The organism is Sphingomonas tagetis (assembly GCF_024211275.1).
Taxonomy (GTDB): domain Bacteria; phylum Pseudomonadota; class Alphaproteobacteria; order Sphingomonadales; family Sphingomonadaceae; genus Sphingomonas; species Sphingomonas tagetis.
In genome coordinates this window covers 90127-110854 of the sequence record NZ_JAMLDX010000002.1, presented here as the reverse complement: position 1 = coordinate 110854, position 20728 = coordinate 90127, and the positions used below count along the sequence as shown (strand labels likewise).

General features: G+C 68.3%; 18 protein-coding genes. 8 read left to right on the top strand and 10 right to left on the bottom strand.

Annotated elements, in window-relative coordinates:
* Nucleotides 1-11: 11 nt before the first annotated feature.
* The 4 genes from M9978_RS03210 to M9978_RS03195 are packed head-to-tail and all read right to left on the bottom strand — an operon-like array spanning nucleotide 12 to nucleotide 6856.
* On the bottom strand, nucleotides 12-2099 hold the full coding sequence (locus tag M9978_RS03210; protein ID WP_254291418.1) for a tetratricopeptide repeat protein: 2088 nt from the start codon (nucleotides 2097-2099) through the stop codon (nucleotides 12-14).
* Nucleotides 2083-3432: a PEP-CTERM-box response regulator transcription factor gene (prsR, locus tag M9978_RS03205; protein WP_254291417.1), complete on the bottom strand. Its 1350-nt coding sequence runs from the start codon at nucleotides 3430-3432 to the stop codon at nucleotides 2083-2085. The genes M9978_RS03210 and prsR overlap by 17 nt, the downstream gene beginning before the upstream one ends.
* The gene (prsK, locus tag M9978_RS03200) at nucleotides 3429-5468 is read right to left on the bottom strand and encodes an XrtA/PEP-CTERM system histidine kinase PrsK (protein WP_367305037.1); all 2040 of its coding nucleotides are present in this window, start codon (nucleotides 5466-5468) and stop codon (nucleotides 3429-3431) included. Before prsK ends, prsR begins: the two co-directional genes overlap by 4 nt.
* Complete coding sequence (locus M9978_RS03195) at nucleotides 5468-6856, bottom strand: TIGR03013 family XrtA/PEP-CTERM system glycosyltransferase (protein ID WP_254291415.1); 1389 nt, start codon at nucleotides 6854-6856, stop codon at nucleotides 5468-5470. Before M9978_RS03195 ends, prsK begins: the two co-directional genes overlap by 1 nt.
* A gap of 162 nt (nucleotides 6857-7018) precedes the next feature.
* Between M9978_RS03195 and M9978_RS03190 the strand changes: the two genes are divergently transcribed.
* From M9978_RS03190 to M9978_RS03180, 3 genes are all read left to right on the top strand, one after another.
* Nucleotides 7019-8077, top strand: coding sequence for a mannose-1-phosphate guanylyltransferase/mannose-6-phosphate isomerase (locus tag M9978_RS03190; protein ID WP_302053769.1), 1059 nt, complete (start codon nucleotides 7019-7021; stop codon nucleotides 8075-8077).
* Between the two features lie 7 nt (nucleotides 8078-8084).
* The gene (gene trhO, locus M9978_RS03185; protein WP_254291414.1) at nucleotides 8085-9029 is read left to right on the top strand and encodes an oxygen-dependent tRNA uridine(34) hydroxylase TrhO; all 945 of its coding nucleotides are present in this window, start codon (nucleotides 8085-8087) and stop codon (nucleotides 9027-9029) included.
* Between the two features lie 90 nt (nucleotides 9030-9119).
* Nucleotides 9120-9674, top strand: coding sequence for an aspartyl/asparaginyl beta-hydroxylase domain-containing protein (locus tag M9978_RS03180; RefSeq protein ID WP_254291413.1), 555 nt, complete (start codon nucleotides 9120-9122; stop codon nucleotides 9672-9674).
* 71 nt (nucleotides 9675-9745) lie between these two features.
* Here M9978_RS03180 and groL read toward each other — a convergent pair whose 3' ends face one another.
* Both groL and groES read right to left on the bottom strand, forming a co-directional pair.
* The gene (groL, locus tag M9978_RS03175; protein WP_254291412.1) at nucleotides 9746-11389 is read right to left on the bottom strand and encodes a chaperonin GroEL; all 1644 of its coding nucleotides are present in this window, start codon (nucleotides 11387-11389) and stop codon (nucleotides 9746-9748) included.
* A gap of 52 nt (nucleotides 11390-11441) precedes the next feature.
* Nucleotides 11442-11729 carry a co-chaperone GroES gene (groES, locus tag M9978_RS03170; RefSeq protein ID WP_066660780.1) on the bottom strand — a complete coding sequence of 96 codons (288 nt, stop codon included), beginning with the start codon at nucleotides 11727-11729 and terminating at the stop codon, nucleotides 11442-11444.
* A gap of 298 nt (nucleotides 11730-12027) precedes the next feature.
* Here groES and M9978_RS03165 point away from each other — a divergent pair, with 298 nt between their 5' ends.
* The 5 genes from M9978_RS03165 (at nucleotide 12028) to M9978_RS03145 (ending at nucleotide 17666) form a co-directional block, all read left to right on the top strand.
* Nucleotides 12028-12903, top strand: coding sequence for a hypothetical protein (locus tag M9978_RS03165; RefSeq protein ID WP_254291411.1), 876 nt, complete (start codon nucleotides 12028-12030; stop codon nucleotides 12901-12903).
* Between the two features lie 83 nt (nucleotides 12904-12986).
* Nucleotides 12987-14573, top strand: a complete 1587-nt coding sequence (locus M9978_RS03160; RefSeq protein ID WP_254291410.1) for a ShlB/FhaC/HecB family hemolysin secretion/activation protein — start codon at nucleotides 12987-12989, stop codon at nucleotides 14571-14573.
* A 197-nt stretch (nucleotides 14574-14770) separates the two neighbouring features.
* Nucleotides 14771-16669, top strand: coding sequence for a signal peptide peptidase SppA (gene sppA / locus M9978_RS03155; RefSeq protein ID WP_254291409.1), 1899 nt, complete (start codon nucleotides 14771-14773; stop codon nucleotides 16667-16669).
* Nucleotides 16666-17229 (top strand): GNAT family N-acetyltransferase, encoded by a 564-nt coding sequence (locus tag M9978_RS03150; RefSeq protein ID WP_254291408.1) that lies wholly within the window; start codon nucleotides 16666-16668, stop codon nucleotides 17227-17229. The genes sppA and M9978_RS03150 overlap by 4 nt, the downstream gene beginning before the upstream one ends.
* A 47-nt stretch (nucleotides 17230-17276) precedes the next feature.
* Nucleotides 17277-17666, top strand: coding sequence for a hypothetical protein (locus M9978_RS03145; RefSeq protein WP_254291407.1), 390 nt, complete (start codon nucleotides 17277-17279; stop codon nucleotides 17664-17666).
* Between the two features lie 3 nt (nucleotides 17667-17669).
* Here M9978_RS03145 and M9978_RS03140 read toward each other — a convergent pair whose 3' ends face one another.
* From M9978_RS03140 to M9978_RS03125, 4 genes are read right to left on the bottom strand one after another with little or no spacing between them, the layout of a single operon-like run.
* Nucleotides 17670-18206: a hypothetical protein gene (locus tag M9978_RS03140; protein WP_254291406.1), complete on the bottom strand. Its 537-nt coding sequence runs from the start codon at nucleotides 18204-18206 to the stop codon at nucleotides 17670-17672.
* Between the two features lie 35 nt (nucleotides 18207-18241).
* Nucleotides 18242-18868, bottom strand: a complete 627-nt coding sequence (locus M9978_RS03135) for a trimeric intracellular cation channel family protein (protein ID WP_254291405.1) — start codon at nucleotides 18866-18868, stop codon at nucleotides 18242-18244.
* Nucleotides 18869-18899: 31 nt separating this feature from the next.
* Nucleotides 18900-19406 (bottom strand): DUF2314 domain-containing protein, encoded by a 507-nt coding sequence (locus M9978_RS03130; protein WP_254291404.1) that lies wholly within the window; start codon nucleotides 19404-19406, stop codon nucleotides 18900-18902.
* 51 nt (nucleotides 19407-19457) lie between these two features.
* Nucleotides 19458-20489, bottom strand: coding sequence for a CAP domain-containing protein (locus M9978_RS03125; protein ID WP_254291403.1), 1032 nt, complete (start codon nucleotides 20487-20489; stop codon nucleotides 19458-19460).
* Nucleotides 20490-20728 lie beyond the last annotated feature (239 nt).

Below are 20728 nucleotides of genomic sequence, written 5' to 3'. Positions count from 1 at the left end.
TTGGGCTGGCTTCAGGCCAGCTTTGCCAGCAATGCTTCGGCCGCACCGCGATCGGCGAAACCGGGGGTGGCGAGGGCGGCCTGGACCTGCGCCTTGGCCTCTGCCTTGCGGCCCGCCTCGGCATAGGTCTGGGCGAGCTGCCAGCGCAGCAGCGGATGACGCGGGGCCATCGCGACGGCTTTCCTGAGCAGCTCGATACCGCCATCGAGATCGCCACTCTGCGCCAGCGTCCAACCCATCGCACCGGCGACCGCGGGGTTGCCGGGCGCGATCAGATAGGCAGCTTCGGCATATTGTGCGGCGCGTTCGGTTTCGCCCGCGCCGGCATAGGCGAAGGCGAGTTCGGCCAGCAGCGCGGCGTCGCGGTTGCCGGTGCGCAGGCGGACCGCTTCGAGCGAGTCGATCGCGGCGTCGTAGTCCCCCGCCGCCGCCTGCCATTGCGCGGACAGGCGCAGCGCGGCGAGGTTGAGCGGGTTTTGCGACAGGAACAGTGCCAGTGTGTTCGACGCCTGCTGGCGCTGGCCCGAACGGTCGAGCGCTTCGACCAGCCGCAGCATCGCCGGTTCATCGAAGCGGATGCTGGCGGCGGCCTTGTAGGGCGTGACAGCGTCGGCCGGGCGGCCGAGCAGCATTAGCGTGTCGCCGACGATCTGGTGCGATGCGGGCGCGCCGGGATTGCGGCGGGCGATCTCCTGCGCCTTGGCCAGCGCACCGGCCTTGTCGCCGCCGTCGATCAGCCCGCGCAGCAGCGGGATGGTGGCGCGGGGATCGTCGGGGGCGGACTTGGCGACCGCGGTGGCGAGCTGCGGCATGGCGTCGTCGGCGGTGAAACCGTCGGCGTCGGCGCGCGACGGGGTCGCAGCCCGGTCGAAATAGCGGGCGGCGGTGTCGCGCTGGCCGATCCGCTCATAACCACGCGCCGCCAGCATCAAAGCATAGGCATCGGCATCGCCCCGCGCGATCACCGGGCGCAGCACGTCGATGCCGTTCTTCGATGCGTCCGACTGGAGCAGCGCGGTGGCGAGCAGCTTGCGCGCGGTGAGGTTCATCGGCTGGAGGCTGACGAGGTTGCGGAGCTTTTCGATCGCGCGCTCGTATCGGCGTTCAGCCAGGTCGATCGAGCCGCCGAGCAGCAGCGCACCGGGCAACTGGCCGATGCCGCTCCCGGCGCGGTCGAGCAGGTCGCTGGCGAGGTCGAACTCTTCGGCGCGCGCCGCCAGAACCGCTTGCAGGTAGAGCGCCTGCGGGCTGCGCGGGCGAACCTCCATGGCCTTGCGCGTGACCGTCAGCATGTCGCGCGTGCGGCCGGCATCGCCAAGCGTCGAGGCATATTGGATCAGCGCGGCGTGGCGGTAGGGATCGCGCTTGAGGGCGGCCTCGAACCACGGCAGCGCGGCGACGAGGCCATATTGGGTGCGGACCAGTTCGCCGCGCAGGATCAGGGCGTCGGTATTGCCCTTGTCGAGATCGACCGCCTTGGCCGAGGCTTGAATCGCCCCGGCGACATCGCCCGCATTGAAGCGGAAGCGGCCGAGCTCGGTCCAGGCATCGGCGCTGCGCGGTGCGATACGGATGGCCGTGGCGGCCGCCTGTTGCGCGGCGGCGAGGTTGCCGCCGGCGGTGTAGGCTCGCGTCTTGATCCGAAGCGCGTAAAGCCGGTCGGAGGCGGGGGCCTTGTCCGCTTCGACGATTGCCCGGCGCGGGTCGCCTTGCAGCAGTACGGCATGGGCCATCAGCGCGTGAGTGCGTTTTGCATCGACGCCGCTGTCGAGCGCGCGGCGTAGCGAGGCTTCGGCGGCGACACCCTCGTCGAGCATCAGCGCGGCGCGGGCGAGCGCGAGATGCGCCTCGCCCCATTGCGGGTCGGCCTTGACTGCCTGAAAAGCCTGGCTGCGCGCGGCAGAGGCATTGTTGGCCTTGAGATAGGTATCGCTCCTGGCCAGCGCTTCACGCGCGGCTGCGGGGTCCGGCCCGCCGGTGACGACCGAGCGGAACGCGAGCAGCGCCACGCCGAACGCGCCGAGGCACAGCGCGAAGACGACCAGTCGGCGCAGGTTGAAGCGGCGCGCGCGGCGCGGGCGGTTACGGCTGGAGGTCATAGGCCTTCATCAGATCATAGAGGGTGGGGCGGCTGATCCCGAGCAGCCGTGCGGTGCCGGAGATGTTGCCTTCCGACCGCGACAGCGCATGCGCGATGGCGCGGCGGTCGGCGGCTTCGCGCACGGCCTTGAGGTTGATCGGCCCGGCTTCCTCGCCCGCATCGAGGTCGAGATCGGCGGCGGTGACGAGCTTGCCGTCGGCCATGATCGCGGCGCGCTTCACGCGGTTTTCGAGCTCGCGGACGTTGCCCGGCCAGTGCCAGGCGTCGATCGCGGCGAGCGCGTCGGGCGCGAAGCTCTTGTTGCCGAGCTTCATCCCCGCGGCGTGCTTGTGCAGCAGGTGGCGCGCGAGCAGGCCGGCATCGCCGGGCCGTTCGGCGAGTGAGGGAATGCGCACGACGATCTCGGCGAGGCGGTAATAAAGGTCCTCGCGGAAGGTGCTGGCGGCGACCATGGCGTCGATGTCCTGATGCGTCGCGCAGACGATGCGCGTGTCGACCGCGATCGGCTGGCGGCCGCCGATGCGCTCGATCACGCGCTCCTGAAGGAAGCGCAGCAATTTGACCTGGAGGGGCAGGGGCACATCGCCGATCTCATCGAGGAATAGCGTGCCGCCCTGCGCCTGCTCGATCTTGCCGGGGGTGGTTTTGACCGCCCCGGTGAACGCGCCCTTTTCGTGGCCGAACAGCTCGGATTCGAGCAACGTCTCGGGGATCGCGGCGCAGTTGATCGCGACGAACGCACCCTTGCGGCGGCTGGCGTCGTGCAGCCCCCGAGCAAGCAGTTCCTTGCCGGTGCCGCTGGCGCCCAGGAGCATCACCGAGACGTCGGCGGGGGCGACGCGCTCGATCGTGCGGGTGACCTTGAGCATCTCGGCCGAGCCGGTGATGATACCGCCTAAAGCGGTGCCGGTTTCGGCCTTGGCGGCGAGACGGCGGTTTTCAGCTTCGAGCGCGTGGACGTGGAAGGCGCGCGCGACGATCAGGCCGAGCGCGTCGATATCGATCGGCTTCTGGTAGAAGTCCCACGCGCCCATCGAGATGGCGCGCAGCATCGATTCGCGCTCGCCATGGCCCGAGGCGACGATGACGCGGGTATCGGGCTTGAGCGCGAGGATGGTTTCGAGGGCGGCGAAGCCTTCGGTCGTGCCGTCAGGATCGGGCGGCAGGCCGAGGTCGAGCGTGACCACCGCGGGCTCTTCGGCGCGCAGGATGGCGATGGCGCTCTCGCGGTCGCCCGCGGTGAGGATCTCATAGCCCTCATAGGCCCAGCGCAGCTGGCGCTGGAGGCCGGCATCGTCCTCGACGATCAGGAGTTTGGGCTTGTCGCTCATGCCGCTTTTCCGATTTCAGTTGCCGTCCGCCCGGCGGCGCGCAGCACCACGCTGAAGCGCGTGCCATGGCCTTCGCTGCTTTCGACCTCGATCCGCCCGCCCATTTCCGCAGCCAGCTTCTGCGCCTCGAACGCGCCGAGGCCGAAGCCGCCGGGCTTGGACGACACGAAGGGCTTGAACAGCTTTTCGCGGATGAAGGCGGGAGACATGCCGCAGCCGCGGTCGATCACATCGATTCGTGCCTCGCCCTGCGCCGTCCCGATCGCGAGCGTCACCGGCGCATCGTCCGGGCTCGCCTCGATCGCGTTCTGGATGAGGTGGCCGAGCAGGGTTTCGAGCAGCGCCGGCTCGACGATCGCCAGCGGATCGCCGGTCACGGTGACGTCGATCTTGCGCTGCGCGCGGCGCGCCTTGGCGACGCGGCGGGCGAGCGGGACGAGCGGGGTCGCCACCGGCGCTTCGCCACGCGCCGCGTGGTGCTGCGACAGGCGCGCGAGCATGTCGTTCATGCGGCCTGCGGAATCATGCAGTGTCGCGAGCATGTCGGCGCGGAAGGCGGGATTGTCGGCATGACGTTCGGCATTACGAGCAACCAGAGTAAGCTGGCTCACCAGATTCTTGATGTCGTGCATGATGAAGGCGAAGCGGCGGTTGAACTCGTCGAAGCGCTGTGCCTCGGCGAGCGCCTCCTGTGCGCGTTCCTCGGCGATATAGCTGGCGAGCTGACGCCCGGCGGCCTTGAGCAGGTCGAAATCCTCCCAGTCGAGCGCGCGCGGCACCGGCGGGCGGGCGAGCAGGATGACGCCGGCGAGCCGCTTGTGATGGGCCAGCGGGACGATCACCCAGGCGGGCTCCCAGGCGCGGATCGAAGCAGGGACCACGTCGGCCCCGGCGGGCGTGTCGAGTTCGAGAATGAGCGCGGGATCGATCGCGGCGCGCGTCCAGTCCTCGCCCTGATTGGCGGGGAGCGACGTGCGATCGACGTTCCACGTCGCACCCACGCAAAGCGTCTCGGCATGCGGCAGGAGCAGCACGCCGGCGGGCGAGTCGGTGAGATCGGCCAGCGCCTTGACGATGCGCTCGTCGAGCGGGGCGCTGTCCTCGGGCTCGCCCAGCGTCTCGGTGAAGCGCATCCATTCGGCGCGATAGTCGTAGCGATGGCGGAAGAAATGCTTGGCGAGCTTGACCTTGATCCAGGCGCGCAGCCAGGTGCTCGACACCAGCGTCAGAATTGCCGCCGTCGAGCCGAACACGAAGGCCGTCTGCAACAAGCGCGCATTGGCGCCGCCGATCGCGGCGATGGCAGTGGTGGCGAGCGCGAGAAGCGCGAAATACAGGCCAATCGCGACGAGGCTGAGCGACTGATAGGCGACCGTGCGCGAAATCTGCATCGGCCATTCGCCGCGCCGCTGGAGTCCGGCGGCGATCGTGACCGCGATCAACGCCATGGCGAGTCCGCGCATCGCGGCCAGCTCGGCGGGCCAGGCCGCGGTGAGATAGGCGACGCTCAGGATATTGACATCGACCAGCCACATCGCGCCCATCGCGAACACGATCGGGCGCATCCCGCTGCCGCGGACCGGCTTGACCGCATTGTACAGGCCCTGGACCAGCACGAGCGCGGCCACCGCCACCATCATCCGCAGCAGCAGCGCGGCTTCGGTGGCCTTCGCCGCGATCTCGGGGCTGGCGACCGCCGTCGCGTCGAGCGCGAGCGCGACCAGGATAAGGACGGCGACGACGCCATAGACGGTGCCGATCGCCGCTGGCGGGCGTTCGATTCCGCTGCGCCGCTGCACGACGATCATGAAGGCGAGCCAGGCGAGGTTGCGCGCACCGCGCGCGATCTGCGTCACCAGATCCTCCTCGCCGATGCCGGCGACGGCGAGCGCCCACAGCGCGGTCATCACCAGCGCGGCAGCGAGCGGCTTGCGCGGCACGCCACCCCCGCCGCCGCCGCGCAGCGCCCACAGCGCCAGTGCGCCGAACAGCAGCGCGGCGAGGGCATGGCCCCACAGGATGAGGGTGGGGATCATCATCGCGCGCCCTCTGGGAACAGCACGACGCGGATCGTCTGGAGGAGAATCAGAATGTCGAGGAAGGGCGAGTAGTTCTTGGCGTAATAGAGATCATATTCGAGCTTCTGGCGGCTGTCGTCGATCGACGCGCCATAGGGATAGTTGATCTGCGCCCAGCCGGTGATGCCCGGCTTCACCATGTGACGCTCGGCATAATAGGGGATTTGCTGCTCGAGATCCTCGACGAACTGCGGTCGCTCCGGGCGCGGCCCGACGAAGCTCATCTCGCCCTTGAGCACGGACCAGCATTGCGGCAGTTCGTCGATGCGAACCTTGCGGATGAAGCGGCCGACGCGCGTGATGCGCGGATCGTCCTTTTCGGCCCACACCGCCTTGCCCGCGACCTCGGCGTCCTGGCGCATCGAGCGCAGCTTGATGATGTCGAAGCCCTGGCCGTACAGGCCGACGCGGCGCTGGCGGTAGAAAGCGGGACCGCGGCTTTCCAGCTTCACCGCGAGTGCGCCGAGCAGGATCAGCGGCAGCGTCAGCGCCAGCAGGATGAGGCTGGCGGTGATGTCGAACAGCCGCTTGAAGATGCTCGAGAACATCCGGCCCGAGGAGAAGCCGTCGGAGAAGATCAGCCAGCTCGGATTGACCGACTGGAGATCGACGCGCCCGGTCTCGCGCTCGAGGAAGGTCGAGATTTCGTTGACATGGACGCCGGTGGTCTTGATCCGCAGCAGGTCCTTGAGCGGGAGCGCGTTGCGGCGTTCTTCCAGCGCGAGCACGACCTCGCTGGCGTTGAGCAGCACGACATGGTCGGCGAGATTGTAGATGGCGTCGCGCGCGATCGCCTCGGGAATCACCCGGTTGGGCTCGCTCATCGCGACATAGCCGACCACGACGAAGCCCGAGCCGGGCTTGCGCGCGAGCTGCTTCAATCGTTCGGCGCGCGCGCCGGCGCCGAGCACGACGATGCGCCGTTTGAACACCTGGCCGCCCAGCGTCTTGCCGAGCAGGATGCGCAGCATGAACAGCCCGACCAGCGCCGCGCCCATCGCGTAGAGCAGGTTCGAGCGCCAGAAGGTGAGCGCCGGGACGAGGAAGAAGATCACCGATAGGAAGATCGTGCCGAGCGAGATCGCGATCAGCAGCCGCGCCGTCGCGACGCGGATCGATTGCAGCGAATCCGCGCCATAGACGCCGACCGCCATCATCGCGAGCTCGAGGCTGAGCGCGAAGCTGACCATCTGCGGCACGCGGCTGTAGATCGGCTCGATATCCATGCCGATCTGGTGCGCGCGGTAGAGCCAGCCGAACTCCGCTGCGCCGAACAGCAGCAGCACGTCGAACAGCGCCAGCAGCAGCACCGCGTTGGGGATATAATGTTTGAACAGCCGGATCATGATGGCCGCACCCTAATCGCGATGTGTAAATATTTCCGACACGCTAGCTGCATGTCGGCGAAATTGACGAAGAAATGCTGAACGGGCGGACATCTGTTGCGCGATAAGTGTTTGGCGGGACGGGCGCGCATCGTTAGGTGCGCATGAGCAAGAGGACCAAGCATGACCGACCACAAGCCGATCGTTCCCGTGATCCTCTCTGGCGGGTCGGGCACGCGGCTATGGCCGATGTCGCGGCCCGAGCGGCCCAAGCAGATGCTGGCGCTGACCGCGGAAGAGACGATGCTGCAGCTGACCGCGCGGCGCACGCCGGCGGGGGAGCGTTTCGCCGCGCCGGTGATCGTCGCCAACGCGCTGCATGCCGACATGGTCGAGGAGCAACTCGGCGCGGTCGAGGCGCGGGCGCAGGCGCTGGTGCTCGAGCCGATGGGGCGCAACACCGCGCCGGCGATCGCGCTCGCCGCACTGGCGGTCGGCGGGGGCAGCGATCCGCTGCTGGTGATGCCGTCGGACCATGTGATCGCCGATATCGATGCCTTTCATGCGGCGATAGACGCCGCGTTGCCGGCGGTCGAGGATGGCTGGCTGGTGACCTTCGGCATCGCGCCCGACGCGCCGGAAACCGGCTATGGCTATATCAAGGTCGGCGAGGCGATCGGCCCCGGGGTGCACCGTGTCGACCGCTTTGTCGAGAAACCGCAGCGCGAAGCCGCCGAGGCGATGCTGGCGAGCGGCGATCATGCCTGGAATGGCGGCATCTTTCTGTTCCGCGCCGACGTGTATCTCGGCGCACTGGCCTCGTTCGCGCCGGACATGCTGGCGGCGGCGCAGGCGGCGATGGACCGCGCGGTGCGTGAGGGTACGCGCATCCTGCCCGACGCCACCGAGTTCGCGAAGTCGCCGTCGGATTCGATCGACTATGCGGTGATGGAGAAGGCGCCGCGCGTCGCGGTGGTGCCAGTCAGTATGGGCTGGTCCGACGTCGGCAGCTGGGACGCGCTGCATGCGATCAGCGACTGCGACGCGCATGGCAATGCCTGCCGCGGCGACGTGGTGGCGATCGACACGGCGGATTGCCTGGTGCGCGCGGCTGCCGGCAAGCGCGTGGCGCTGGTCGGCGTGTCGGACCTGATCGTCGTGGTGGATGGCGATGATGTGTTGATTTTGCCGCGCGGTCGCAGCCAGGACGTCAAGCGCATCATCGAGGCGATGAAGAAATAGCCTTTGCATGTCCGACGCCGCCGATCCGATCCGCGTTGCCGCGCTCTATCAGTTCACCCGCTTTGCCGATCCGGCCGCGATCAAGGGGCCGCTGGCGGCGCTGTGCTGCGCGCAGCGCGTAAAGGGCACGCTGTTACTGGCGGGCGAGGGGATCAACGGCACGATCGCCGGGAGCGACGATGCGATCGAGGCGGTGCTGGCGCATATTCGCGAACTGCCCGGATGCGCGGCGATCGAGGTCAAGCAGTCGCGAACCGCGGTGATGCCGTTCCACCGGATGAAGGTGCGGCTCAAGCGCGAGATCGTGACGATGGGGCAGCCGGACATCGATCCGCTGGCTGAGGTCGGCCATTATGTCGCGCCGCAGGACTGGAATGCTCTGATCGACGCGCCGGATACCGTCGTGATCGACACGCGCAACGATTACGAGGTGGCGATCGGGACGTTCGCCGGGGCGGTCGATCCCGGGACGAAGACGTTTCGCGATTTCCCCGACTGGTTCCGCGCGCATCGCGACGAGTTGGCGGGCAAGAAGGTCGCGATGTTCTGCACCGGCGGCATCCGCTGCGAGAAGTCGACTGCGTTTCTCAAGGCCGAAGGCATCGACGAAGTTTTCCATCTGAAGGGCGGCATCCTGGCCTATCTGGAACAGGTGGCCGAAGCGGACAGCCGGTGGCGGGGCGAATGCTTCGTGTTCGATGAGCGCGTCTCGGTGGGCCACGGGCTGGCGCTCGGGACTCACGGCCTGTGCCGCGCGTGCCGGATGCCCGTTGGCGACGCCGAGTGGGCCTCGCCACTATTTGTGGAGGGCGTCAGCTGCCCGGCTTGTCATGGTGAACGCAGCGATGCGCAGCGGACGAGCTATCGCGAACGGCATCGTCAGGCGCAGCTGGCTGCGGCGCGCGGCGATACGCATGTCGGGGCAGTGTTCCGCCGCGGCGACGGAGGTTGACCCGACCGGCTTGCAGCCGCGATCGTCGCGCTTAAGACTGGGCGCATGGAGTGTATCGAGCAAGCACGGGAATGGCGGTTTCCGGATCGGGTGAAACTGCCCCTCGCGCTGGATGGGGCGGCGCTGGAGGCCGATCTGCGACGGATCGAGGCGCGCGACTGGACGCGCCATGTTGTGCGGCAGAATTATCGGGGCGATTGGGATGTATTGCCGCTGCGGCATGCGGCTGGCGAGACGCACCCGATCCGCCAGGCGATGCCGGTGCCGGGCGCGATCGCCCATGTCGATAGCCCGCTGCTCGCCGGAGCGTCCTATATCGGCTCGGTTCTGACCAAGCTTCGCTGTTCGTTGCGCAACGTACGGCTGATGCGGTTGACCGCCGGGTCGGCGATCCTGGAGCATTGCGACCCGGGCATGAATGCCGAAAGCGGCCTGGTGCGGCTGCATGCGCCGATCCGAACCGGGGGCCGGGTGTCTTTCCGGGTGAACGGCACGCCAGTCGTGATGGCGCCGGGCGAGTTGTGGTATCTGAGGCTGTCCGATCCGCATGCGGTGGACAATGACGATGCGGTCGACCGCGTGCATCTGGTGATCGATGCCGAGGTCAATGACTGGCTCGAGGCCATGCTCGCCGCGGGACAATGATGCGAAAGGGCCGGCGGATCTCTCCGCCGGCCCTCTGCATTCGGTTCGACTGGATAGCCGAGCGTCAGGACTTAGAAGTCCATCCCGCCCATGCCGCCCATGCCACCGCCGCCCATCGGCATCGCCGGCTTGTCTTCCGGCAACTCGCTCACCGCCGCTTCGGTGGTGATGAGCAGGCCGGCGACCGAGGCCGCGTTCTGCAGCGCGGTGCGGACGACCTTGGTCGGATCGATCACGCCGGCCGCGACCAGGTTCTCGTACACGTCGGTCGACGCGTTGAAGCCGAACGAGGTGTCGGTCTGGTCGAGCAGCTTGCCCGAGACGACCGCGCCGTCATGGCCGGCATTCTGGGCGATCTGGCGAACGAGCGCCGTCAGCGACTTGCGGACGATGTCCACGCCGCGCGTCTGGTCTTCGTTGGCGCCGGTCAGGCCTTCGAGCGCACGCGTGCCATAGAGCAGCGCGGTGCCGCCGCCGGGGACGATGCCTTCTTCGACCGCAGCGCGGGTCGCGTGAAGCGCGTCGTCGACGCGGTCCTTGCGCTCCTTCACTTCGACTTCCGAAGCGCCGCCGACCTTGATCACGGCCACGCCGCCGGCAAGCTTGGCGAGACGCTCCTGGAGCTTCTCACGGTCGTAATCGCTGGTGGTGACTTCGATCTGCTGACGGATCGCGTCGGTGCGGCCCTTGATCGCATCGGCTTCACCCGCACCGTCGACGATGGTGGTGTTGTCCTTGTCGATCGAGACGCGCTTGGCGGTACCGAGCATGCCGAGCGTGACGCTCTCGAGCTTGATGCCGAGGTCTTCCGAGATCACTTCGCCCTTGGTCAGGACGGCGATGTCCTCGAGCATCGCCTTGCGGCGATCGCCGAAGCCCGGCGCCTTGACGGCTGCGACCTTGAGGCCGCCGCGCAGCTTGTTGACGACGAGCGTGGCGAGTGCCTCGCCCTCGATGTCCTCGGCGATGATCAGCAGCGGCCGGCCCGACTGAACGACGGCTTCCAGGATCGGGAGCATCGCCTGCAGGTTCGACAGCTTCTTCTCGTGGATCAGGATGTACGGATCGGTGAGCTCGACCGCCATCTTCTCCGGGTTGGTGATGAAGTAGGGCGAGAGATAGCCGCGGTCGAACTGCATGCCTTCGACGACGTCGAGCTCGAATTCGAGACCCTTCGCTTCCTCGACGGTGATCACGCCTTCCTTGCCGACCTTCTCCATGGCTTCGGCGATCTTCTCGCCGACTTCACGGTCGCCATTGGCCGAGATGATGCCGACCTGAGCGATCTCGCTCGAACCCGAAACCGGCTTCGAACGCGACTTCACGTCCTCGACGACCTTGGCGACGGCGAGATCGATGCCGCGCTTCAGATCCATCGGGTTCATGCCGGCCGCGACCGACTTCATGCCCTCGCGTACGATCGCCTGGGCGAGCACGGTCGCGGTGGTGGTGCCGTCGCCGGCGATGTCATTGGTCTTCGAGGCCACTTCGCGCACCATCTGCGCGCCCATGTTCTCGAACTTGTCCTTGAGCTCGATCTCCTTGGCGACGGTGACGCCGTCCTTGGTGATGCGCGGGGCGCCGAAGCTCTTGTCGATCACGACGTTGCGGCCCTTCGGCCCCAGCGTGACCTTGACCGCGTCGGCGAGGATGTCGACGCCGCGCAGGATGCGCTCACGCGCGTCGCGGCTGAATTTTACGTCCTTGGCTGCCATGTGACTGCCCTTTCAAAATCTGGAAGATGACAAAAGTGAGCTAGAAGAAGGGTCAGCCGACGATCCCGAGGATGTCGCTTTCCTTCATGATCAGCAGGTCTTCGCCGTTGACCTTGACCTCGGTGCCCGACCACTTGCCGAACAGGATGCGGTCGCCGGCCTTGACGTCGAGCGGGGTCACTTCGCCCTTCTCGTTCTTGGCGCCCGAGCCGGCGGCGACGACTTCGCCTTCCTGCGGCTTTTCCTGGGCGGTGTCGGGAATGATGATGCCGCCGGCGGTCTTGGCTTCGGCCTCGACGCGACGAACGAGCACACGGTCGTGCAGCGGACGAAAGTTCATGGAGCTCTCCTGAACGGGTTGGAATCACTTGTTGGCACTCCCCCTGGGTGAGTGCCAGCGCGAGGCATATGGATGCGGCATGGCGCGGCGTCAACGGGTCAGCGGCCAGGCGACCGAAAGAATCAGGCGAGCCGGTCTTTCAAGAAGAAGCATCCGTTTCGGATGTATCGTCTCAAGTACATACCAAGTAAACTCAAAGTTAACTACGATTGTTACCAAGAACATGGAACCGTCTAAATCAAAACAGCTTTTCCGTTATGTCGATCCGATCAAGTATCGACCGGACAGGAGATGCGCCATGATCAATAAAACGGCAGTTCTGCCGGCGCTGGTGTTCGCCTCGGGGGCGGCGCTGGCGCTGGCGGCTTGCGAAAGTTCCGGCAATTACCGCGTCGGATGGGTGGGTGATACGCCGCCGCCGGGCGGATCGGCGAGTTCCAGCAGCACCGGCGGCGACGATGGCGGGTCGAGTTCGGGCGGCTCGGGCGGCGGCACCGCGAGCAGCAGCGGCGGCGGTTCGTCGTCATCGAGTTCAGGCGGCACCGCGAGCAGCGGCGGAAGCGGATCGTCGTCGAGCTCCGGCGGCACGGCAAGCAGCGGCGGCGGCAGCACCGGCGCGCAGGGTCTGGTCGGCAACGTGCTCGTCACCGCGGGCAACACCGTGATCGGCGCGGCGGGCAAGGCCAACGGATTGGTCCAGGGCGGCGTGTTGCCGACTGCGGGCGTGGTCACCGGCAAGGTCACCGGCGTCCTCGCCAAGACCGGCCAGACCCTGGTCAGGCTGGGCGAGGGCGGCACCGGCGGCGGACTGATCCTCGACGGCGCGGGCGGCAAGGTCGGCGCGCTGGTCGGGATCGATCTGGGCAAGGGCACCGTGATCGCCGCGCCGGAGGGCTCGAAGTCGCTGATCGGCGTCAATGTGCTGGCGCAAAATCCGACCACCGGGACGCTCGCCACGGTCGGCGGCGGCACCGGCGGCAAGCTGCTGACGGTCGACGTCAACGGCCTGGGCGGCGCGACCGGCGGCGGGCTGCTCGGCGGCGTCACCAACGCCCCGCAGCCCGGCAATCTCGCCGGCACCGCCAAGGGCGCGGTCAAGTCGACCGTCGGTACGGTCGGCGGAGTCGTCGGCGGCGTGACCGGCGGCTTGCTGAGCCCCAAGACCGACAAATAGCGCGCCCCGAACCCGCGCGCCGCATCCCGATCCCCCAAGCGCGGCGCGCGGGTTCACCCCTTCCCTGGATCAAGGATCGCGAGATGATGCTGGCCGCGATGATGGCGCTGGCTGCCGCTGCGGCGGACCCGCAGGACGGCACACGGCTGATCGACCGCAACCGAATCGACCGGCCGCGTGCGCCTGCGCCGGTTCTGAAGCCGGCGCCGGCACCCGAAAAGGCGCGGGTCGCCGCCATCGGCACCGGCCGGCCGATCAGGGGCATCCGCTTTCAGGGCGCGCAGGCGCCACGTCCGGTGGCGCGCGCGGCCGAGACGTTCCTCGGCAAGCCGATGAATGCGGACACGCTGGCCGAGCTCGCCGGCGCGCTGTCGCGCGCCTATGGCAAGAGCGATGTCGCACTCTATACCACCGCGATCCCCGAGCAGGATTTCGCGAACGACGTGGTCAACGTGCTGCTGACCGAAGGGCGAATCGCGAAGGTCGAGTTGAAGGCCGAGCCGGGACGGCATTCATTGTTGGCGCGCCGCGCGGGACCGATGACGCTCGAAACGCCGCTGAGTCGAGCGACATTCGAGCGGCAGTTGACCTTGATGCGTGCGATTCCTGGGCTGACCGTCGCAACCGATTTCTCCGATCCGGAGGCAAATGGCGCGCTGACGCTCACGCTCACCCCCAAGCAGCGGCGGCGCAAGATCAGCGCGGGCTTCAGCAATCGCGGCGTCGATCTGACCGGCGACGGGCAGTTCGACGTCAATGCCGAATTCTATGGGCTGGCCGGCGACGGCGACCAGCTGACGCTGTCGGCCTCGGCGGCGAGCGATTTGGGCCGCTACCGCTATGTCGCGGGCGGCTATCAGGCACCGGTCGGCGCAAGCGGGCTGACCGCCGCGGTCAACACCGCCTATCTGGAGACGCGGCCGCGCGGCTATCCGGTGCGCGGCAAGGCGAAGCTGGCAGGGGCGTCGCTGACCTGGCCGCTGATCCGCCGCTTTCACCGCGCCGCCGACGTGATGATCGGCGTCGATGGGATCAACAGCGACAATGCCGTGCTCGGCAACCTCATCGCGACCGAGCGCACGCGCGCGGTGCGGATCGCCGCCGGGGTCACCGATGCGCGCGAGAAACGATCGTGGAGCGTGAGCGCGGCGGCGTCGCAGGGGCTCGACATGCTCGGCGCGCGGACGGTGGCGGCGCAATCGCAGAAGCGCTTCCGCAAGCTGAGCGGCGCGGCGAGCGTGGCGCAGGCGCTGGGCAAGAAGCTGACGCTGCGGGTCAATCTGTCGGGCCAGCTCAGCAACAACCGGCTGCCCGCGGCGGAGCGCTTCTCGGTCGGCGGCGAGACGCTGGGCCGTGCGTTCGACACCGCCTTTCTGACCGCCGACCGCGGCGCGGGCGTGCTGGGCGAGCTGGCGGTGCGGCCCCTGAAGGGCGGGCCGCTGGCGGCGAGCGAGCTCTATGCCTTTGCCGACCGCGCCTGGATCGGCGTCACCGCGCGCGGCGCGGACCCGCGGATCGACCTGTCGATGGCCTCGGCGGGGTTTGGCGGGCGGCTCAAGTTCCGCGAGAAGGCCGAGCTGGGGCTGGAGGCGGCGACGGCGATCGACGATCCCTATCCGGGGTTCGACGAGGATTGGCGGGTGTCGGTGATGTGGAAATTGTCACTGTGAGGTGATCAAGCCCCTCGGATGTCTCACTGAAACCGGCGCCTAGGGGCACTGCCCCACCCCAACCCCTCCCCTGAAGGGAAGGGGCTTAGCGTAAACCCCCATCTGTATTGCTTGATTAACACAGTTCCGTTATTGGCTTGCTCCAGAGCCTTCCCTGTGCGTCAACTGGCGCGGGGCAATCGCGGGAGCAGAAGCAAGTGAAACTGGTGCGCGGCGCATGGAAGCTGCTGGTCGGGATCAAGGACGCGCTCGTCCTGCTGTTCATGCTGTGCTTCTTCGGCGCGCTGTTCGCGATCCTGTCGGCGCGGCCCAATCCGGGTGCAGTGCATGACGGCGCGCTGGTGCTGGCGATCGACGGGATGGTGGTCGAGCAGGCGTCGAAGGCCGATCCCTTTGCCGCGATCGGCGGCGGCGACGCGCCCAAGGAGTTCCAGACGCGCGATCTGGTGCGCGCGCTCGATGCAGCGAAGGACGACAGCCGGGTCAAGGTTGTGGTGCTCGATCTCGACCGCTTCATGGGCGGCTATCCCGCCGCGGTGGCCGAGGTCGCCGACGCGGTGGCGCGGGTGCGTGCGTCGAAGAAGCCGGTGCTGGCCTATGCTACCGCCTATACCGACAGCGGCTATCGCATCGCATCGAACGCCAGCGAGATCTGGGTCAATCCGTTCGGCGGGACGTTGTTCATGGGGCCGGGCGGGTCGCGGCTCTATTACAAGGGGCTGATCGACAAGCTCGGCGTGACCGCGCACGTCTACAAGGTCGGCAAGTTCAAGTCGGCGGTCGAGCCCTATATCCTCACCCAGCAGTCGCCCGAGGCGCGCGAGGCCAATGAGGCGCTGTACGGCGCGATTTGGGGCCAGTGGCAGGAAGCGGTGGCCAAGGCGCGGCCGCAGGCGAAGCTGCAACAGGTGATCCAGCAGCCCGACGTGGTCGTCGCAGCGGCGCAGGGCGACATCGCGCTCGCCAACGAGCGGATGGGGCTGGTCGACAAGCGCGGCGACCGCATGGCGTTCGGCAAGCGCGTCGCCGAGATCGCGGGATCGGACGCGAACAAGCCGGCGGGCAATTTCAAGTCGATCAAGCTCGCCAACTGGCTCGAAGCCAATCCGGCGAAGAAGGAAGGCGACGCGATCGGCGTGATCACGATCGCGGGCGAGATCGTCGACGGCAAGGCCGGGCCGGGCACGGCAGGCGGCGACACCGTCTCCGAGTTGCTGCTCAAGGGGCTGGCCGAGAAGAAGCTGAAGGCGCTGGTGGTGCGCGTGGATTCGCCGGGCGGGTCGGTGCTGGCGTCGGAGCATATCCGCCAGGCGATCCTGCAGGCCAAGGCGCAGAAGCTGCCGGTCGTAGTGTCGATGGCGAGCCTGGCGGCGAGCGGCGGTTACTGGGTCTCGACCCCGGCCGATGTGATCTTCGCCGAGCCTAACACGATCACCGGGTCGATCGGCATCTTCGGGCTGTTGCCGACGTTCGAGAACACGCTCGCCAAGATCGGCGTGACCAGCGACGGGGTGAAGACCACGCCGCTGACCGGGCAGCCGGACCTTTATGCCGGCACCAACGAGACGGTCGACCGCATCCTGCAATCGGGCGTCGAGCAGGGCTATGCGCGCTTCACCGGGCTGGTCGCGCAATCGCGCAAGATGAGCGTGAGCCGTGTGGACGAGATCGGTCAGGGCCGGGTGTGGGACGGCGGCACTGCGCGCCAACTCGGGCTGGTCGACCGCTTTGGCGGGATCGACGACGCGGTGGCCGAGGCGGCGAAGCGCGCCAAGCTCGATCCGGCCAAGGTTCATGCGCTGTATCTCGAGCGTGAGCCGGGCTTCCTCGAGGGGCTGATCGCCGGGCTGATGGCGGGCGGCGACGACGAGGAAGAGGCCGAGCCGGAGAGCGGCAGCGACCTGTTCGCGCGGATCGCGGGCGACCGCCGCGCGGTGTTCGCGCAGGCGCTGGGCGATGCGAAGCGGCTGGCGATGGGGGCGTCGATGCAGGCGCGCTGCCTGGAGTGCGGCGCGTTCGGGCCGGTCGCGGCGACGATGCGCGCCGATGCCCGGCTGATCGATGTGGTGCTGGCGAAGCTGGGGTTCGGCCTGTGATTCAGATCCAGTTGCGCGCTGCCGAGCCGGGCGATGCCGCGGCGATCGCGGCGATCTATGCGCCTTATGTGCTGACCGGCACGGTGAGCTTCGAGTTCGACCCGCCCGATCCGCGCCAGATGCGCAGCCGGATGGAGGCATCGGGCGGGCTGTACCCGTGGATCGTGGCGACCAATGCCGAGGGCAAGGGCGTGCTCGGTTACGCCTATGCCACCAAATGGCGCGAGCGGGCGGCGTATCGTTATGTCGTCGAGACCTCGGTCTATGTGGCGGGCGCGCTGCAGGGGCAGGGCGTCGGGCGGCTGCTGTACGAGGCGCTGGTCGACACGCTGCGCGCGCAGGGCTTCACGCAGGCGATCGGCGTGATCTCGCTGCCCAACGAAAATTCGATCCGCGCGCACGAGCAGGTGGGCTTCCGCCGCGCCGGGCAGCTGCGCGAAGTCGGGTACAAGGAAGGGCGCTGGGTCGATATCGGGCTGTGGCAGTGCGAGCTCAACGACAGCGTGGTGCCGCCGGTCGAGCCCAGGCCGTTCAGCGAAGTGGGGATCGTGCGCGACTGACGCACGAGTTCACCATTTTGTCAGCATATTTCCGCTAGCTTTTGCACATGACCAGCAGCGAGGCGCGGCAGGAAATCGAGATCGACCGGGACCGCAACCTGGTCGTGGTCAAGGTATCCGGCTTCTTCTCGCCCGAGGCGGCGCACCGCGCGACCATGGAGACGCGCTATGCGATCCAGTCGCTGGGCAGCGCGGTCGGGCAGCATCTCACGCTCTACGACATGACCGAGACCGCGCCGTCGACCGCCGAGACGGTCGAGCTGATCCGCATGGGCTTCGCCAATCCGGTCTATCGTCCGCTCTGGGCGCGCAAGGTGGCGTTCTGCTCGCCCTCGTCGCTGTTGCGGCGGCAGATCGAGCGGATTCGCGAGGCGCGGGCGGACATCGGCATTTTCGAGACGCGCGACGAAGCGCTGGCCTGGCTGCTCGCCGACTGAGGCTCAGCCGAGCGCTGCGAGCCGCTGATCGGCTTCGACGACGCCGGATTCGCAGGACGATTCATAGAGCGAGCGCGCGTCGGTCCAGAAGCGGCGCGCCTCGTCGCGTTCGTCCAGCGTTTCGGCCAGCAACGCCGCGGCGCGCAGCGCGTTGGCGACATCGAGCGGCGCCGCTTCGGCATCGGCGCGATAGAGGTCGAGCGCTTCGTGCAGCGACGTGGCGGCATGCGCGTGGCGCTGCTGTTCTAGGAACATCTCGCCGGCATGGCGCAGCGCATGCGCGAGCTCGGGACCGGCGCCGGCCTTGCGGTAGAGTGCGATCGCTTCCTGCTGGTCGTGGATCGCCCAGTCGAGATTGCCGGTGTCGCGCGCGACCTGCGCGCAGCGGGTCAGCGCGTGCGCCTCGCAGATCAGGTCGCCATCCTCGCGGCAGGCATGGACCGCTTCGCCGAAACAATGCCGCGCATCCGCCGACCGCCCGTCGCGGCGTGCGGCGTCGCCATCGGCCATCAGCCGGGCAATGCGACTCGGCTCCTCCACACCACCAGCCTGCGCGAGAACGGCGCGGTTCGCAATCAGCTGCGTCCGAAATAGCCCGGCCATTTGAGCCGCCACACGATCGCGGCGGCGCGCAGCGCGAAGCCGGCGGTGGCGGCGATCAGCGCGGCGCCGAACACGGGCAGGCCGAGCAGCGTCAGCGCGACATGCAGCCCGGCCGCGAGCGCGGCGGGCGTGACGTAGAGTTCGGGCCGCAACAGGCTCGACGGCTCGCCCGCCAGCACGTCGCGCAGGATGCCGCCGGCGCAGGCGGTGAGCACGCCCATCAGCGCGGCAGGCACCGGCGGGATGCCGAAGCTCAGCGCCTTGGCGGTGCCGAACACGGCATAGGCGGCGAGGCCCAGCGCATCGAGCCAGTCGAGCGCCTTGCCGCTCCACCAGCGCACCGGCGTGAACCAGATCAGCACCGCCACGCCGAGGCAGAGCGCGGCGACGAACGGGTGGTGCACCCACCACACCGGCGCGCCGATCAGCAGGTCGCGCAACGTGCCGCCGCCGACCCCGGTGACCAGCGCGAAGAAGGCGGCGGTGACGACATCGCCCTTGTCGCGCGCCGCGAGCGCGCCCGACGCGGCGAACACGGCGATGCCGAGCAGGTCGAGCCAGGGGAGGAAGTTGCCGAGCTGGGGGAGAGCGGGGTTCATGCCGCCCGTGTCTCACTCGCGGCGCGGCGGATCAATCCCAGCCGTGCGACCGGCGCAATGCAGCGGCTTCGGCGGGCGGGACCATGGCGAGCAAGGCGCGCGTGGTTTCGGCGCCCATCACCCGCACGTCGTCCTTGACGTAGCTCCAGTCGATCACCTGCGCGTCGGTCACCTGAACCTCCTGGCCCTTGGCATAGCCCGGCGCGCGCGGGCGGTTGACGAGGCGGGCGGTGGTGGCGCCGCCGGCGCGGGTGATCACCTGTGCCCAGATATATTCGTCGACTTCGCCCGGGACGAGGTCGAACTTGATGAGGAAATAGCTCTCGCCGGGGCCGGGCGCAGCGGCGCGCTGCCAGAAGCCGGGCAGGCCGGCGCGCGCCTTGCGGATCGCGGCCGCCATTTCGGGCTTGCCCTTGGCGATGTCGACGATCGGGTCGTGCTTCTTCGCTTGCGCCGGCAGCACGGGAGCCATGGCGCAGAGCGCGAGGGCGAACAGGCAGGGCATCGCGGCATCCTCTTTTTGCCTGCCGCCGGTCATAGCGGCTGCGAGAATGCGGCGCGATGGGCTGTCAGAAGCCGTTAGAGACGATCACGGGACGATGCGGAAATTATACGTATAGCTCGTCTGCGGCGCGTTGCGGACGCCGGCGATCGTCACGGTATAGCTGGTGTTGCTGGCGAGGCCGGTGACGCGCCACTGGATGTTGTTGGCGATGCCATAGCCGTCATTGTCGCGGCTGATGTCGGTGACGGTCATGTTGGTGCTGCCGTTGCGCACGCTGACCGTCGCGGCGCTGAAATCGACCGAACGGTCGGCGCCGTTGTTGCTGCTGCTGGGGATGACCGAGAAGGAGAGATAGTCGGTCAGCGCGAAATAGCGGACCGGATAGTCGCCCTGCGGGAAGCCGACATAGGGCGGGACGGTCGAGGGGGCGGGCGCGCCGCTGGCGAAGCTGAACACCCGCATCGACGCGGTGGTGGCGCGGCGGCCGCCGGCGAGCGTCACCGAGACGCGGCCATAGCTGGTCTGGCCGAGGAAGGGGTGGAGGATCCAGCGGCGGTGGCCGAGCTGCGGCGCGCCGCCCTCGCGCAGCCAGCCGGCGAGCAGGCCGTCCTCGCTGTCGAACGGCAGGCCTGTGCCCCAGCCGCCGATCAGGTTGCTCGCGCCCGCGCCGGTGGCGCCGCCGGAGGTGTAGCAGGTCCAGCTGCTCGGCGGCGTGTGGCTGAGCGTCTGGGCGATCGCCATCATCAGCGAGCTTTCCTGCTCCTGCGCGTCCTCGGTGGTCGAATAGACGACCGGGGCGAGACCGTGGCGGGCGCGGATCTCGTTGAGGCGGGCAAGGAACTCGGCCTTGACCGCGGCCTTGAGCGTGCCCGCGCGGCACGTGGCGACGTCGGGCTGGACGTCGTAATAGCCGGCGACATCGGCCCAGCTGGTGGGGAGCGGTGAGGCGGAAGGGCTCGGGCTCGGCGACGGACTCGGGCTGGGTGAGGGGGATGCGGTCGGAGATGGGGTGGGCGTGACGATCGTGCCGCCGCCGCCACCGCCACCGCCGCCGGAATCGCATGCGGTCAGGGCCAGCGCGGTGGCCAGAGCGGACAGATACAGGGCGGTACGCATGAGGGCAGCTTGGAACGCAAAGCTGCCGCAACCGCAAACGATGACGGTTAATGCGCGGTCAGACGTGTTGTGCGTGCGACGGCGGGTTTGGGGCGACGGTCACCCCGGCCGTGTGCCGGGGGCCACTAAGCCGCGAGTGTGGCCAATGGAGGCTTGAACGTCTCGCCTGCCGCACGGTGGACCCCGGCACAAGGCCGGGGTGACGGTGACGGAGTTGCGTCACGGCAAAGCCGTGACGT